This window comes from Mesorhizobium sp. M0243, from assembly GCF_040321775.1.
GTDB lineage: Bacteria > Pseudomonadota > Alphaproteobacteria > Rhizobiales > Rhizobiaceae > Mesorhizobium.
Genome location: NZ_JAMYSF010000007.1, coordinates 240,545 through 255,978, shown reverse-complemented (window position 1 = coordinate 255,978; position 15,434 = coordinate 240,545). Strand labels below are relative to the sequence as shown.

The following is a 15,434-nucleotide window of genomic DNA, read 5'->3' as shown; positions in this document are numbered from 1 at the left end:
GCTCCCCGCAAGTTACTTAGCACCTGAGCGGTGCTAGGCAAGGCGCGGCCGGACGCATGTCGTGGATAAGATAATTTTCGTCGCGTCTCAAGGGGTGACGAGATTCAAGGATTTACGCGTTGCAAATCGGCTTAGGCGGGCCAAAGTGCATCAACGTTCGCCGAACGACTCGAAGAAATCCTTCATGCGGGCGAAAAAGCCGCTCGATTGTGGCGAATTGTCCTGCGAGGAGAGCTGTTCGAACTCCTCCAGCAGTTCGCGCTGGCGGCGGGTGAGGTTCTGCGGCGTCTCGACCGCGGTCTGGATGTAGAGGTCGCCGATATTGGGCTGGCGCAGCACAGGCATGCCCTTGCCCTTGAGGCGGAACTGGCGCCCGTTCTGCGTGCCTTCGGTCACCTTGACCTTGGTCTGCGTCCCGTCCAGCGTCGTCACCTCGAAGGAGCCGCCAAGGGCGGCTGTGGTCATCGAGATCGGCACCTTGCAATACAGGTCGGCGCCGTCGCGTTGGAAGAACTCGTGCGGTTTGACCGCCAGGAAAATATAGAGATCGCCCGATGGCCCGCCGCGCAGGCCGGCTTCGCCCTCATTGGCAAGACGGATGCGGGTGCCGTCCTCGATGCCGGCCGGGATGTTGACCGACAGCGAACGCTCCTCGGTGACGCGGCCCTGGCCGGCGCATTTCGGGCACGGATCCTTGATCGTCTGGCCGCGCCCCTGGCATTGCGGGCAGGTCCGCTCGATCGAAAAGAACCCTTGCGTGGCGCGCACCTTGCCGTGGCCGTTGCACATCGAGCAGGTGACAGGCTGGGTGCCGGGCTTGGCGCCGCTGCCCGAACATTCAGAGCAGGAGATCGACGCCGGCACCCGGATCTGCGCGGTCTTGCCGGCAAAAGCCTCTTCCAGGGTGATTTCCATGTTATAACGCAGGTCGGCGCCGCGCTCGCGGCCGCCCGACGAGCGGCGCTGGCGCCCGCCCATCATGTCGCCGAAAATGTCCTCGAAGATATCGGCGAAACCGCCGGCGCCGAAACCTTGCGCGCCGCCATTCATTCCGCCCTGTTCGAAGGCGGCGTGGCCGAAGCGGTCATAGGCCGCGCGCTTCTGCGGGTCCTTCAGCGTCTCGTAGGCTTCGTTGATTTCCTTGAACTTGTGCTCGCAGGAATGATCGCCGGGGTTGCGGTCGGGATGGAACTGCATCGCGAGCTTGCGAAAAGCGCTCTTGAGCTCCTTCTCGTCGGCGCCTTTTTGGACGCCCAGCGTCTCGTAGAAATCAGCTTTCATTTTTTCCCGCTGTCCGGATACTCAACGTCTTGAAGCATTGTTGCGTCTCTTGCCGGCACTGACGCTTCGATTTAGGTGCGATGGAAGGGCGATGCCAGTGTCGACGCGGCCTTGCCTGCATTTTTTCAGCAAGGCCCGCTGTTTTTCTGCAAGGGGTTGCAAAAAAGCCCGGCCTTCGCCGGGCTTTTCGCTTTATCTTGCCGTCAAACGGTTCAGGCCGACTTCTTCTTGTCGTCGTCCTCGTCGATTTCCTCGAAATCGGCGTCGACAACGTCACTGTCCTTGGCGGCGTCCGCCTTGGCGTCGGCTTCCGCCGCTTCCTTCTGCGAAGCCTCGTACATGGCCTGGCCAAGCTTCATCGAAGCCTCGGCAAGCGCCTGGCTCTTGGCTTCGATGTCGGCCGGGTCGTCGCCTTCGGTCGCGGTCTTAAGCGCCGCGATCGCGTCGGAAATCGCCGTGCGCTCGCCTTCCGAAACCTTGTCGCCATATTCCTTCAGCGACTTCTCCGAGGAATGCAGCAGCGCTTCGGCCTGGTTGCGGGCCTCGACCAGCGCACGCCGCTTCTTGTCGGTCTCGGCATTGGCCTCGGCGTCCTTGACCATCTTCTCGATGTCGGCGTCCGAAAGACCGCCCGATGCCTGGATGCGGATCTGGTGCTCCTTGCCGGTGCCCTTGTCCTTGGCCGAAACGTTGACGATGCCGTTGGCGTCGATATCGAAGGTGACCTCGATCTGCGGCACGCCGCGGGGCGCCGGCGGAATGCCGACCAGGTCGAACTGGCCGAGCGCCTTGTTGTCGGCGGCCATTTCACGCTCACCCTGGAAGACCCGGATGGTCACGGCCGATTGACTATCCTCGGCCGTCGAGAACACCTGGCTCTTCTTGGTCGGGATCGTCGTGTTGCGCTCGATCAGGCGGGTGAACACGCCACCCAGCGTCTCGATGCCGAGCGACAGCGGCGTCACGTCGAGCAACAGCACGTCCTTGACGTCGCCTTGCAGCACGCCGGCCTGGATGGCGGCGCCGAGAGCAACGACTTCATCCGGATTGACGCCCTTGTGCGGCTCCTTGCCGAAGAACTGCTTCACGATCTCCTGGATCTTGGGCATGCGCGTCATGCCGCCGACCAGGACGACTTCGTCGATCTCGCCGGCCTTCAGGCCGGCATCCTTGAGCGCCGCCTTGCAAGGGGCAATCGTGCGCTGGACCAGGTCGTCGACCAGCTGCTCGAACTTGGCGCGCGTCAGCTTCAGCGTCAGGTGCTTCGGCCCGGTCGCGTCGGCGGTGATGAAGGGCAGGTTGATCTCGGTCTGGGTGGTCGACGACAGCTCGATCTTGGCCTTTTCAGCCGCCTCCTTGAGGCGCTGCAGGGCAAGCTTGTCGTTCTTCAGGTCGATACCCTGTTCCTTCTTGAACTCGGCCGCCAGGTATTCGACCAGGCGCATGTCGAAATCCTCGCCGCCGAGGAAGGTGTCGCCATTGGTCGACTTGACCTCGAACACGCCGTCGCCGATTTCGAGCACCGAAATATCGAACGTGCCGCCGCCAAGGTCATAGACGGCAATGGTCTTGCCTTCCTTCTTGTCGAGGCCATAGGCAAGCGCTGCCGCGGTCGGCTCGTTGATGATGCGCAGCACTTCGAGGCCGGCGATCTTGCCGGCGTCCTTGGTCGCCTGGCGCTGGGCGTCGTTGAAATAGGCTGGAACGGTGATGACCGCCTTCTCGACCTTTTCGCCGAGATAGGCTTCCGCCGTCTCCTTCATCTTCTGCAGGATCATGGCCGAAATCTGCGAGGGCGACTGCTTCCTGCCGCCGGCCTCGACCCAGGCATCGCCATTGTCGCCCTTGACGATCTTGTAGGGGACAAGCTTCTTGTCCTTCTCCGTCACCGGATCGTCATAGCGGCGGCCGATCAGGCGCTTGACCGCGAAGATGGTGTTTTCAGGATTGGTGACCGCCTGGCGCTTGGCCGGCTGGCCGACCAGACGTTCGTCGTCGCCCGAGATGGCGACGATGGAAGGCGTCGTGCGCGCGCCTTCCGCATTCTCGATTACCTTCGGCTCCTTGCCATCCATGATGGCGATGCAGGAGTTGGTGGTGCCGAGATCAATACCGATTACTTTTGCCATTTTTCTAGTCTCTCCGCTAAGCAGGCTCTCAGGACCCGTACAGGCGTTCCGACGAAAGCCCCTGTTCACAAGAAATCCCGTTCCGGCAACCGGCATTCCGGCGCCGAACGGCTTGGCGCGTATATAAGAACAGGCGGCATCGCGCGCAAGCATTCTGCGCAAGGCTTCCATGAACCTTTCCACTTCCGCCCGCGACTGATCTCCAGGTGCCGCATGGTGCGGCCCGGAAAGGAAGCCCCCATGACCAATAACCCAGAGGCTCTGCGGTCTCCGGGAACAACAGGAGCTCGGCGCGACCAACGCCTTCGGGACGAGGTCGATGCGCTGGGCTTCCCGCTGATTCCGTTGACCCTGCGTAAGAGCAGGCGTATCGTGATTTTGAGGAAAGCAGACAATTCGATCAGGGAAGAACGAGCCGGACCGCCGCGCCTTGCCCTGATTTGCGCGGCCAGACCCGACGTTCTCCCGTCGACTACGGGGGGTAGTGTCATGTCTCGCATCCGCGGCTCGTTCGTGTCGTCTCTTGATGGCGGCTTGCGCCGCGCTGTGCATCCAGGCGGGTTGCTGGCGCTGGCACTCGGCCTGTGGCTGGGCGCCGCGCAGGCGCAGGAAACCCGGATCATCTATCCCGGTTCGATGGCGGTGACCGGATTTTCCGGCACCATCATTCCCAATTTCGACCCTCCTGATTCCGAAAAAGGGGGCCTGCCGCCCGGCGTCGATCCGGTCGACGAAACCTTCATCGACACCACGCGCGCCACCTTGCGCGTGTTCGACGTCTCGCATCTGGGCGGCCCGGCCTCCGGGCAACTGGTCAACACCCCGCCGCCCCTCGAGGTGACGGCGGAGCAGATCGGCCAGGTGTTCGGCGTCACCTATGATGACGGCGTGCGCGACGGCGTTCCATCGGGCATTCCCAATCTCTATGCCGGCGCCACCTCGCTGCACGGCATCCGCATCGTCACCCTGGACGCCGACGATGACGGCCGCCCCGAGCGGCAGCGCCGCGGCGCGGCCGGCGCCACCTTCATGGACGGCCAGTTCGGCACCGAAAACGGTGGCGGGCCGGGCACCATCTGGAAGATCGACGGCATCACCGGCCAGGTCTCCAAATTCGCCGACATCGACACCAACAGCGGTCCCGGCATCGGCAATCTCACTTTCGACGCCACTCACCGCCAGTTCTTCGCCTCCGACCTCGATACCGGCCTGGTCCATCGCATCGACGCCATCGGCGCGCTGATCGACAGTTTCGACCACGGCGTTGCCGGGCGCCCGGCGCATGGGCTAGCTCCGATCGCCGACGATGGTTCGGTGATGGACATACAGGGTGCGGCTTTCGACAGCGAAGACCCCGACAGCTGGGGCTACACGCAGGACGAGCGCCGCATCTGGGCCGTCTCCTATCATGGCGGCCGGCTTTATTATTCGGTCGGTGAAAAGTCTGAAATCTGGTCGGTGGGCATTGCCCGCAACGGCAGTTTTGCCGGCGACCCGCGTTGGGAACTGACGGTCAAGGCCGACAAGGACTACGCCGTCACCGACATCGCCTTCGACAACAGCGGCTTCATGTACCTGGCCCAGCGCGGCCCGGTCGAGAACCGCTACGATTACAGCCAGTTCGCCGATTCCGGCAAGGGCGAGGTCATCCGCTACTTCAGAGAGAACCCGGACGATCCGGAAACGGAATCGGTCTGGGTCGAAGTGCCGCAGGAATATGCGGTCGGCTTCCCGCAGGGCAACCGGCAGTCGGCCGGCGGTCTCGACCTGCAGTATGGCTATGATTCCGACGGCACTCTCGACACATCGGTCTGCACGCAGACGCTGGTCAACACCGGCGACAAATTGCGCGACAATCCGGCTCTCGCCGAACAGCTCGCCGCCGGCGGGCCGCTCGCCGTGCACGGCGTGCAGATCACGCCGAAAGAGCTGGTCAAGCCGGCCAATGTGCCGCCCTCCGGCTCCTGGTTCGTCGACTTCGACGGCTATTTCGAAGACCCGGAGGTCGAGGGCCATGTCGGCGACGTCGCCGTCTGGCATCCTTGTGAAGGCCGCGCCGGCTATTATGAAGAAATCCCGGGCGGCTACCTGCCCCCCTTCTACCCGCCGGACTTCCCACCGCCCGGCAATCTGCCTCCGTGCATCGATGTCGAGGATATCAGGTATTACTGCACGCCTCGCGGCCTCCAGGCCGATCTCTATCTCCATGACCATGCCGGCTTCGGCGGCGATTCGATCAAGGCCCAACCTTCGAATGAGACAAAGTCCAGGACGCCAGGCGTCGGGGTGACGTCATCCCAGTCGCATGCGCCCGGCCAGCCTTACACGATCGACATTACCGGCCACTATCCGGGCGACAGAGTGGATGTTGGGCTTTGCTTCTACAGGAAGTCCGACAAGGACAAGGGTGGCTACTACCCTTGCTGCAAGATGACCTTGCCGCTCAGGACCCCAGCCGTCAGTTGCGAACGTTGAGGAGGGGAAGATGAAAAATCTCGAACTCTCCCCGCTCGCAACCAACACTCAAGAAACCGTCATGGAGACGATCATGAAACCCCTGTCATACGCCAGGCGCGGCGCGCGCTGGCTGATGGCGGCCGGTATCGCGGTCGCCATGCTAACCCCGGTGCAAGGCTTTGCGGAAGACGCTGCCCCGATCACCCCGGAGCTGAAGCTCGATCTCGACAGTTCGCGCGTCATCACTCCGAGGCCCGACCGGGTCGTGCCCTTCTTCACCAAGAAAGGCACTCAACGAGGCTGCGACTACGTCGTCTATTCGCTGAGCTTCGGCCTGCGCGGCGATCCGCAGGGCCTTGCCGACCCGAGCCTTGAGGCCAGGCTGAAGAAGGTCCGGGTCGACTTCAAGGACCAGCTTCCGCACGGCCTTGAGATCGTCAACGTCAATGTGTCCGGCGACGGCACGGATTCATCCGGCGGACCACTGCCGGGCGCGACGATCAGCACCTCGGCGGGTCCCAACGATACCGCTGTTGTTTCAGACTTCCGCATCTCCACTTCCGATCTCGACGGCGCCGGCGCTCCCAACGAGCGCGTCATCAACTTCAAGATCACGGCCAAGATCGATCATGCGGCATTTCCCGCGCCGACGATCGTCGACAACCAGGGGATGATCAAGGTGACCGCCGGACCGGGCACCGGGACCATCATCCCGTCGCAGGATCCGAGCAAGCCCGACGACGGCGACTTCAAGACCGGCGTGAAGACCTCGATCAAGATCGACGTCACCAAGTGCAACCCGCCGCCGCCACCTCCCGGCAAGGAATGCTTCAAGGTGGAGCGCGGCACCGTCGACTGCGTGCCCGGCGGCGGCGCCTTCATCTACCACATGCCGGTCGGACCGGAGATGGGCGGCAAGTGGGTGCAGGTGTCGACGACCACATCAGGCATCACCATCATTCCCGACACCCAATTGGTGCCGGCGGGCGGCGGTGTGCTCAACTGGAAGATCGTCGGCGCATCGCCCGGCGACGTCATCCACCTCATCGTCACCGGCATCGAAACCTATGCCGGTCCGAAGGAAGGCTGGGGCCTGTGCTGCACGCAGACCATCGACATCGTCATCCCGCGTGACCAGAGGTGCCCGCCCAAGGACAAGGAGCCAGACCTCAAGGTTGAGAAACGCGCCGACGTGACGCGTTGCACGATGGGCGGCGGCTGCGACTTCACCATCAGGGTCACCAATGTCGGCACCGGTGCCTACCACGGCAAGATCGTGCTCGACGAGGTGACGCTGCCGGCCGGCTCGACGCTCGATTCAGGGCCCAATCCGCCCTGGGTCTGCGTACCCGGCACCACCCCTATGATTTGCACCCATCCGGTGACCACGCTCAATCCGGGGGCCTCCGTCGACCTCAAGCTCGGCTTCAAGCCGGCCGGAGGCTGGCAAGGCGGTGCTTTACGCAACTGCGCCACCTATAATTATGGGGCCAGCGGCAAGCCGCTGTTCGGCAGCCAGTCGAACGACCGCGGCTGTGCCTCGATCCCGGTCTGCCGGCGTGGCGATCGTGACCGCGACTGCCGGCCGCCGGTCGAAAAGAAGGTTGACCTGATCCTGAAGAAGCGTGCCCGCGTCCCGGTCTGCACGGCCGACGGCATCTGCTATTTCGTGATCGACATCATCAACAACGGCACGTCGACCTATAACGGGCCGCTGACCGTGATAGACAGCTATCCGGCCGGCGCGCCAGCCTCCTCGACCTTCGGCCCGAGCCCGCCATGGACCTGCGTACCAACCGGCCCCGGGCTGTTCCGCTGCGACAATGCGGGCATCTCGCTGCCTCCGGGCGGCTCGACGCCGATCGTCGTCAAGGCGGTCATGCCAGCCGGCTACCAGTCGGACACTGTCGAGAATTGCGCGACGGTGAAGCCCATCCCCGGTGAAAACGATCTCACCAACAACAAGGCCTGCGCAAAGGAACGCTTCCGTCATCCCAATGGCGGCAAGCCGACCTTGCGCATCACCAAGGTGTGCAACGGCTCGCTCGCCGGCGCTGCGGTCATCTCTTGCCGCATCACCGTCATCAGCCTTGGCACCGCTGCCCCCACCGGCCCGGTGCGGGTCAACGATGCCGCCACGCTGGTTGCCGGCGGCGCGCCTGTCCAGATCCAAACCGTCACCCCTGACGGTGCGGAATGGGCGTGTGGACCGGTTCCGGCCAACGCGCTGTCGTGCCAGATTCCCGGTGCCGTCATGGTACCTGGAACCAGCCGCCACTTCGACGTGACGGTCTCGGCCAATGGCGCGTTCGAAAACTGCGCGCGCGGCTCCTATGGGCCGGCACCGGGCGACGACGTCGTCTATCCCTTTGGCCAGGCCTGCGCCAAGGGCGGCGGTTCTTCGACCATCCGTGTCGAAAAGACCGGCGACCGTGAATGCAGGCTCGGCCAACCCTGTTCGTTCGAGCTCACCATCACCAATGACGGAACGACCCCCTTCTCCGGGCCGGTCCGCATTGGCGATGCGATCGGCGTGGAGGGTCTCGGCAGGCTGGAAGGCGTTGAGATCACGTCGATCGATCCGCCCTTTGGCTGTTCGCCGGAACCGGCAATCTTGCCACTATCCTGCATTGCCAATTTGTCGCTCGGCGCCGGCGAAAGCCGGGTGCACCATGTCACCGTGGTCATTCCCGACGACGGTCGCCTGGCCAATCTGCAGGGCAATGTCAGCGGCCAGAACTGCGTCGGCGTGCTCTCTCCCGACACACGGGTGCAAGGCGGTGGCGACGTGCTTTCCGACGACCAGGCCAACATCGAGGGCGATCGCGGCAAGGCCTATGCCTGCCATCCCTTCACCATTGGCCAGGAGACGAAGAAGGAATGCTCGCAAGGCTTCGTCATGAACGATGCCGGCCGCTGCGTTTGCCCGGAAGGCACCACCTACCGCAACGGCCAGTGCTCGCCGGGCGGTGGTATCGTGCCGAAGCCGGAACAGCCGAAGCGCTGTGTGCTGCTCGAAGGCCAGATCCGCACCGAGGACGGCCGTTGCGTCTGCCCACGCGGAACCGGGCTCGAGAACGGCAGATGTGTCAGGACCGACAAGCCCGAGCAGTGCACCATCCGTGGCCAGGTCCACAATGCGGATGGCGATTGTGTCTGCCCCAGGGGAACCGAGATCAGGGGCAATGCCTGCCGCCCGATCCAGCCAAAGCCTGAGCAGTGCACGATCCGTGGTCAGGTTCACGACGCGGATGGAGACTGCGTCTGCCCGAGAGGGACCGAGGTGCGCAACGGCGCCTGTCGTCCGATCCGGCCAAAGCCTGACCAGTGCACCATCCGTGGTCAGGTCCACGACACCAACGGCAATTGTGTCTGCCCGAGGGGTACCGAGGTGCGGGGCAATGCCTGCCGGCGCAAGCAGCCGACGCAAGAGCAATGCGACATACGCGGCCAGGTCCACAACAAGCGTGGCGAGTGTGTCTGTCCGCGTGGGACGCAGGTGATCAACGGCGCATGCCGCAAGCCCAGACAGGAGGTGGAATGCGCACCGGGCTCGCAGATGATCAATGGCCAATGCCAGCCGATCATCAGGCGGCGCTGCCCGGAAGGCACGATCGGGCGCTATCCGAACTGCCGGCCCGTCCGCGGACAACCGTCGCTGGAGCTCAACCCCGGCCTGCTGCTGCAGCAGGTATTGCCACGGCGCAGGCCGCAGGTCGAACAGCAACAGGATCCGGTTCCAGACAGAATCCTGAAACTCCAGCAGCAATAACCACTGCTCGACACGAGACCAGAAACCCGCCGGAGCAATTCGGCGGGTTTTTCTTCGTAGCTGTGGGGGCAAGCGGGAATTGGCCGCACGTGATCGGGGATGCTGGCACGTCAGCCTGCGCGGTGCCCGCGCCTGCACCCTCGACAAGTCGGCTGTGGCACATTAGGCAGTCGATAGGGTGGCCGAACGAGAAGGACACTCGGAAAGGCCGCACCCATGAGCAGAAAGACCCTGATTGCACCATCGGTGCTGGCGTCGGATTTTTCCAAACTCGGCGATGAGGTCGAAGCGGTGGCGGCGGCCGGCGCCGACTGGATCCATCTTGATGTTATGGACGGGCATTTCGTGCCCAACATCACCTTTGGCCCGCCGGTGATCAAGGCGATCCGCAACCGCACCAAGGCCTTCTTCGACTGCCATCTGATGATTGCCCCGGCCGACCCCTATCTGGCCGCTTTTGCCGAGGCGGGCTGCGACGGTTTGACCGTCCATGCCGAGGCCGGCCCGCATCTTGACCGCTCGCTGCAGACCATCAGGAACCTTGGCAAGAAGGCCGGTGTGTCGCTCAATCCGGCGACGCCGGAAAGCGTGGTCGAATACGTGCTCGACCGGCTCGACCTGATCCTGATCATGACCGTCAATCCGGGCTTCGGCGGCCAGGCCTTCATCCCGGCGGTTGTCGACAAGGTGAAGCGGGTCAAGGCCCTGATCGGCGGCCGGCCGATCCGCATCGAGATCGACGGCGGTGTTTCAGCCGAAACCGCGCCGCTGGTCACCGCTGCCGGCGCCGACGTGCTGGTGGCGGGCGCCGCCATCTTCAAGGGCGGCAGCGTCGAGGCTTATCGTCAGAACATCCAGGCGATCAGGACGGCAGCCGACAACGCAGCCGGCTGACCGGCGGTGTTCCCGCGGTCGGCCCGACATGCCGGCTAAGGTTCTGGTCCCGGGCGGGGCTTGTGAAGATCTGATGCGCAACGGCATCGGGCTGAGCGGTTGCCTGATTCGGTCTCAAGGTCCGCCGGCCTATGCCCAAAGCAGACAGTTGATCTCGCGCGCATACAAAAGAACAGAAAGACAGATTCTCCTGCGTGCATACAAAACATGTTAAGTTTCCACAGGTTGTGAAAATGCGCGGAATTACAGCATTGAGCTCCGGAATGCCGCATATTCCTTCGTGCTAAAGTACAATAACGTGATCTTCTGCTTGAGCAGGCGAATGCTCGCACTGTATGGTACAAGTACGAGAAGGCGAATGCTTTCAGACTCGAATCGCCCAGGACAAGTCCTGGGGACAAGGAGTCGCTATGACATACGGAGCTGCCAATCTGAACGACGACGCTGCGGGACCGAAGAGCACGCTTGCCACTACGGTCTATCAGCAATTGCGGGACGATCTTCTCGGCGGTGTCCTTGAAACCGAGAGCAAACTGCGGGTCGAATGGGTGGTCTCCAAATATGGGGCCGGCGCCTCACCTGTCCGCGAGGCTCTCAATCGCCTCGCCTCGGAAGGACTTCTCGGTCGGCACGACCAGCGCGGCTTTTTCATCATGCCGGTCAGTGCGTCGGAACTCGAAGAGCTGACGCGCACCCGCTGCTGGCTCGAGGAGCGGGCGCTTCGCGAATCCATCGCCCACCGCACCGCCGAATGGGAAGAACAACTCGTGCTGGCGCTGCATCGCCTGGGCCGTGCGTCACGTTTTTCGCCGCAGAACCTCGTCTCGCTCAATCCCGATTGGGAGAGGCTGCATCGCATCTTTCACAGGATGCTGATTTCGGCCTGCCGGTCGCAATGGCTGGTGGGGTTTTGCGACCAGCTCTCCGATCACGCCTATCGCTACCGGCAAATGGCCAATGATGGCGAAGGCGTCCAGCGCGATGATTTCGGCGAGCATCGCCTGATCGCCGAATGTGCCTTGGACGGCAATGCCGACGGTGCCGTCGAGGCACTGCTCAACCACTACCGGTTGACTGCAGCCATGTGCATGAAACGCTTCGAGCAGGACGACGAAACGAAGGAACTCGCCGGCAAACGCGCTCGGCGATAGCAGTCGTTTCCTGGCGGGTCTCTTGCGCTCGACCTGCGTCGGCGCGGCTGGCGTGAACCGCTGCCGACGGACTTGACGGCGCGGCCAAGAACCGCGAACTCTCGCCGCCGAGGCATGCCGCGACAGGCGCATGCCCAGCGCCGCCGCACCCAGGGAAGTCTTCATGAGCAATCATCTGTTCGATGCGTTCCGGTCCCGGATGCCGGCGCCAGCGCGCTTGCTGATGGAAACCGATGATGGCCGCTTGCTCACCTATGGCGATATGCTGGCCCGCTCGGCGCAGCTTGCGCATGCGCTCTTGCAACTGGATGTCGAACCCGGTGACCGCATTGCCGTGCAGGTCGAGAAGAGCCCGGAAGCGGTCATGCTCTATCTCGCCTGCTTGCGAGCCGGCGCCGTCTTCCTGCCGCTCAACACCGCCTATACGCTGGCCGAGCTGGAGTATTTCTTCGGCGACGCGGAACCACGCCTGGTCGTCTGCGATCCGGCAAGAGCGGCCGATATCGGCGCGCTGGCGGAAAAGACGGGCGCCGTCACCGTCACGCTCGGCCGCGACGGCCGGGGATCGCTGACCGACCAGGCCTCGCGGCTGCCGACGGATTTTCATGACGTGGCGCGCGGGTCGGATGACCTCGCGGCAATCCTCTACACGTCGGGAACCACCGGCCGTTCGAAAGGCGCCATGCTCAGCCACGAGAACCTTGCTTCGAACGCGCGCGTGCTGGTCGAGCACTGGCGTTTCACTGGAGACGACGTGCTGATCCACGCATTGCCGATCTTCCACACGCACGGCCTGTTCGTCGCCACCAATGTCGTCCTGATGGCCGGCGCCTCGATGCTGTTCGAGCAGAAGTTCGATCCGGCCCGCATCGTCTCGCTGATGCCGCGTGCCACGGCCCTGATGGGCGTGCCGACCTTCTACGTGCGCCTGCTGCAGCAGGATGGGCTGGCCCATGAGGCGGCAAAAAACATCCGTGTGTTCATTTCCGGCTCGGCGCCGCTTTTGGCCGAGACGCACAAGGCCTGGCGCGAGCGCACCGGCCACGCGATCCTCGAACGCTACGGCATGACCGAGACCAACATGAACACCTCGAACCCCTATGAGGGCGAGCGGCGCGCCGGTACGGTCGGGTTCCCCTTGCCCGGCGTCACGCTTCGCATCGCCGATCCCGACAGCGGCGCAGCACTTGCGCAGGGTGAGGTCGGCATGATCGAGGTCAAAGGCCCCAACGTCTTCGGCGGCTATTGGCGTATGCCGGAGAAGACCAAGGCGGAATTCCGCGCCGACGGTTTTTTCATCACCGGCGATCTCGGTATGGTCGACGCCGACGGCTACGTCCACATTGTCGGCCGCGGCAAGGACCTGATCATATCGGGCGGCTACAATATCTATCCGAAGGAACTCGAAAGCGAGATCGACGCGCTCGACGGGGTTAGCGAAAGCGCCGTCATCGGCGTTGCCCATCCGGATTTCGGCGAAGGCGTCACCGCCGTCGTCGTGCGTGCGCCGTCATCGCCGATCACCGATGCCGAAATTCTCGGCGCCATCGCCGGGCGGGTGGCGAAATACAAGCACCCGAAGCGGGTGATCTTCGTCGATGAACTGCCGCGCAACACCATGGGCAAGGTACAGAAGAACCTGCTGCGCGATACCTACAAGGACATATACGCATCATAGTTGCGCTGGGGCAGGGGCGCCTTACTCCTTGCGCGGCCTTTCGGCCCGGCTGCCGGAACCCCACAAGGCGCGCTTCAGCAGGTTGCGCTTGCGTGGGGCGAGATTGATGTCGCTGACAAGCTTGGCGCCGCCCTCGCGCCGTTCGAGGGTGATCTTGCGGCTGTGGAAGGCTTCCAGCTCGGCCCGGTGCGCCACGCTGATGATGGTGACATCAGGCAATTCGCGGATCACCGTCGCCATCATGGTGTCCTGGCTCTTCTCGTCGAGCGCCGAGGTTGCTTCATCCAGCACGACGATATCGGGGCGGTGCAGCAGCAGGCGCGCGAAGGCGAGGCGCTGCTTTTCGCCGCCCGACAGCGTCTGGTCCCATGGCGCTTCTTCCTTGATCCTTTCGGCAAGATAGGCAAGGCCGACCTTGTCGAGGGCGGCCTTGATCTGTTTGATCGTCCACTTGTCCGCCGCCGCGGGATAGGCGACCGCGCGGCGAAGCGTGCCCGAGGGGATGTAAGGGCGTTGCGGCAGCATGAACAGACGCCTGCCGGCGTGGAAATTGACGCCGCCGCCGCCCCACGGCCATAGGCCCGCGACGGCCCGCACCAGCGTCGACTTGCCTGAGCCTGATTCGCCGGCCACCAGCACCCGCTCACCGGGTTCGATTGCAACCTCGGTCTCCTTGACCACGGCGGTGCCGTCGTCGAGCGTGACGGAGAGATTGTCGAGGCTGAGCATCGCACCGTCATCGGTTTCGCCGTGCTGGATGCGTCCGAGCGCGTCGCTTTGCTCCGCACGCTCGAGCCCGTCGAGCGACATCATCAGCGAAGCTATGCGCCGCGCGGAGGCGTTCCAGTCGGCAAGACGCGGGTAGTTGTCGACCAGCCATCCGAACGCGCCTTGCACGATACCAAAGGCAGACGCTGCCTGCATCACCTCGCCAAGCGTCATTGAGCCTTCGAGGAATTTTGGCGCGCACAGCAGGATCGGCACGACCGGCGCAAACAGGCTCGATCCCTGCGACACCGCCGCCGTGCGCATGTGCTGGCCTGTCAGCAGCGCCCATTGCCTCAGCACATGGCCGAAATTCCTGTCGATGCCGCTGCGCTCCTCCTCCTCGCCGCCCAGCAAGGCGATGCTCTCGCCGTTTTCGCGCACGCGCGTCAGCGTGTAGCGCAATTCGGCCTCCGCCTGGTTCTTCCGCTCGGAGAGCTGGACGAAATTGCGGCCGATGACCACCATCGAGGTCGAGGTGATGGCGGCATAGATCATCGCGGTGATGACCAGGAAGCCGGGAATGGTAATGCTCTCGCCGCCGATCGGCAGGGTGAGCGCGCCGCCGATGGTCCACAGCACGACGATGAAGGTCGAGGCCGACAGGAACGCGTTGAGAACGCCGGCGATGAAATCGACCGGCGACTCGGTGGCGATCCGCAAATCCTCGGTCATGCGGGCCTCGGGGTTCTGGTGGTCGCCGCCGACGAGGTTCAGTTGGTAGTAGCGACCGCTTGCCAGCCAGCGCGCAATGACCGCGGTGGTCAGCCAGGAACGCCAGCGGCGCTGGATCGTCATGCGCAGGTAGACCTGCGCGACGACAAGGCTGCCGCTGCAGATCACCAGCGGCACGAAGACGGCGCTGAGGAAATAGACGCTGCGGGCGTTGCGCTGCTCGAGGGCATCGAACATCGAGCGGTTCCAAACATTGATGCCATACTGGAAGCCGATATTGATGCAGATCAGCAGCAGCACCCCTATCGTCAATGGCCAAGCGAGCCGGTCGCCGCGCCGGCTCCAGTAACCGCGCGCGCTGATCCAGAAACGCCGCAGCAGATATTTCTTGCGCGCCTGCTCGGCCTCTTCGGGCGTCAGTTGCGGATCGGGCTCGACAGCCTCCGGCGGTGGCCCCGGCTGGCCGTCGACCTCCGGGGCAGCTTCGGCGGCCGACGGCTTTTTTTCGCGCAACTCCTCGTGGCGTGGCCTCTGGTCACGCGGCGCTTGCTGTCGCGGCTTCAAGGCATCGCGCGGTTTGATGCCGTCGGCCTGTTTCAATTTGGGTTTCGCCTCGGACATACGCTCCGACA

General features: G+C 63.7%; 8 protein-coding genes. 5 read left to right on the top strand and 3 right to left on the bottom strand.

Annotated elements, in window-relative coordinates; all coding sequences use genetic code 11:
* Positions 1-150: 150 nt before the first annotated feature.
* Positions 151-1,281, bottom strand: coding sequence for a molecular chaperone DnaJ (gene dnaJ / locus NKJ11_RS12355; RefSeq protein ID WP_023810873.1), 1,131 nt, complete (start codon positions 1,279-1,281; stop codon positions 151-153).
* Between the two features lie 212 nt (positions 1,282-1,493).
* Positions 1,494-3,410 (bottom strand): molecular chaperone DnaK, encoded by a 1,917-nt coding sequence (gene dnaK, locus NKJ11_RS12350; RefSeq protein ID WP_023810872.1) that lies wholly within the window; start codon positions 3,408-3,410, stop codon positions 1,494-1,496.
* A gap of 213 nt (positions 3,411-3,623) precedes the next feature.
* Here dnaK and NKJ11_RS12345 point away from each other — a divergent pair, with 213 nt between their 5' ends.
* The 5 genes from NKJ11_RS12345 to NKJ11_RS12325 all read left to right on the top strand — a co-directional run bounded on the left by NKJ11_RS12345 (position 3,624) and on the right by NKJ11_RS12325 (position 13,362).
* Entirely contained in the window at positions 3,624-5,885 is a 2,262-nt protein-coding gene (locus NKJ11_RS12345; RefSeq protein WP_352793425.1) for a hypothetical protein, read from the top strand.
* Positions 5,886-5,895: 10 nt separating this feature from the next.
* The gene (locus NKJ11_RS12340; RefSeq protein WP_352793424.1) at positions 5,896-9,639 is read left to right on the top strand and encodes a DUF7929 domain-containing protein; all 3,744 of its coding nucleotides are present in this window, start codon (positions 5,896-5,898) and stop codon (positions 9,637-9,639) included.
* 216 nt (positions 9,640-9,855) lie between these two features.
* The gene (rpe, locus tag NKJ11_RS12335; protein WP_023810869.1) at positions 9,856-10,533 is read left to right on the top strand and encodes a ribulose-phosphate 3-epimerase; all 678 of its coding nucleotides are present in this window, start codon (positions 9,856-9,858) and stop codon (positions 10,531-10,533) included.
* 410 nt (positions 10,534-10,943) lie between these two features.
* A complete protein-coding gene (locus NKJ11_RS12330; protein ID WP_352793423.1) occupies positions 10,944-11,684 on the top strand; it encodes a GntR family transcriptional regulator in 741 nt (246 codons plus the stop codon).
* Positions 11,685-11,847: 163 nt separating this feature from the next.
* Positions 11,848-13,362: a malonate--CoA ligase gene (locus NKJ11_RS12325; RefSeq protein ID WP_352720939.1), complete on the top strand. Its 1,515-nt coding sequence runs from the start codon at positions 11,848-11,850 to the stop codon at positions 13,360-13,362.
* A gap of 21 nt (positions 13,363-13,383) precedes the next feature.
* Here the strand turns inward: NKJ11_RS12325 and NKJ11_RS12320 are convergent, their stop codons facing one another.
* Positions 13,384-15,423 carry an ABC transporter ATP-binding protein/permease gene (locus NKJ11_RS12320; RefSeq protein ID WP_352793422.1) on the bottom strand — a complete coding sequence of 680 codons (2,040 nt, stop codon included), beginning with the start codon at positions 15,421-15,423 and terminating at the stop codon, positions 13,384-13,386.
* Positions 15,424-15,434 lie beyond the last annotated feature (11 nt).

Excerpts from the sequence above, each read along its gene's own strand:
- dnaJ (WP_023810873.1), bottom strand. The coding sequence starts at position 1,281 with ATGAAAGCTGATTTCTACGAGACGCTGGGCGTCCAAAAAGGCGCCGAC.
- rpe (WP_023810869.1), top strand. The coding sequence starts at position 9,856 with ATGAGCAGAAAGACCCTGATTGCACCATCGGTGCTGGCGTCGGATTTT.
- NKJ11_RS12345 (WP_352793425.1), top strand. The coding sequence starts at position 3,624 with ATGGTGCGGCCCGGAAAGGAAGCCCCCATGACCAATAACCCAGAGGCT.
- NKJ11_RS12340 (WP_352793424.1), top strand. The coding sequence starts at position 5,896 with ATGAAAAATCTCGAACTCTCCCCGCTCGCAACCAACACTCAAGAAACC.
- NKJ11_RS12320 (WP_352793422.1), bottom strand. The coding sequence starts at position 15,423 with ATGTCCGAGGCGAAACCCAAATTGAAACAGGCCGACGGCATCAAACCG.
- NKJ11_RS12325 (WP_352720939.1), top strand. The coding sequence starts at position 11,848 with ATGAGCAATCATCTGTTCGATGCGTTCCGGTCCCGGATGCCGGCGCCA.
- NKJ11_RS12330 (WP_352793423.1), top strand. The coding sequence starts at position 10,944 with ATGACATACGGAGCTGCCAATCTGAACGACGACGCTGCGGGACCGAAG.
- dnaK (WP_023810872.1), bottom strand. The coding sequence starts at position 3,410 with ATGGCAAAAGTAATCGGTATTGATCTCGGCACCACCAACTCCTGCATC.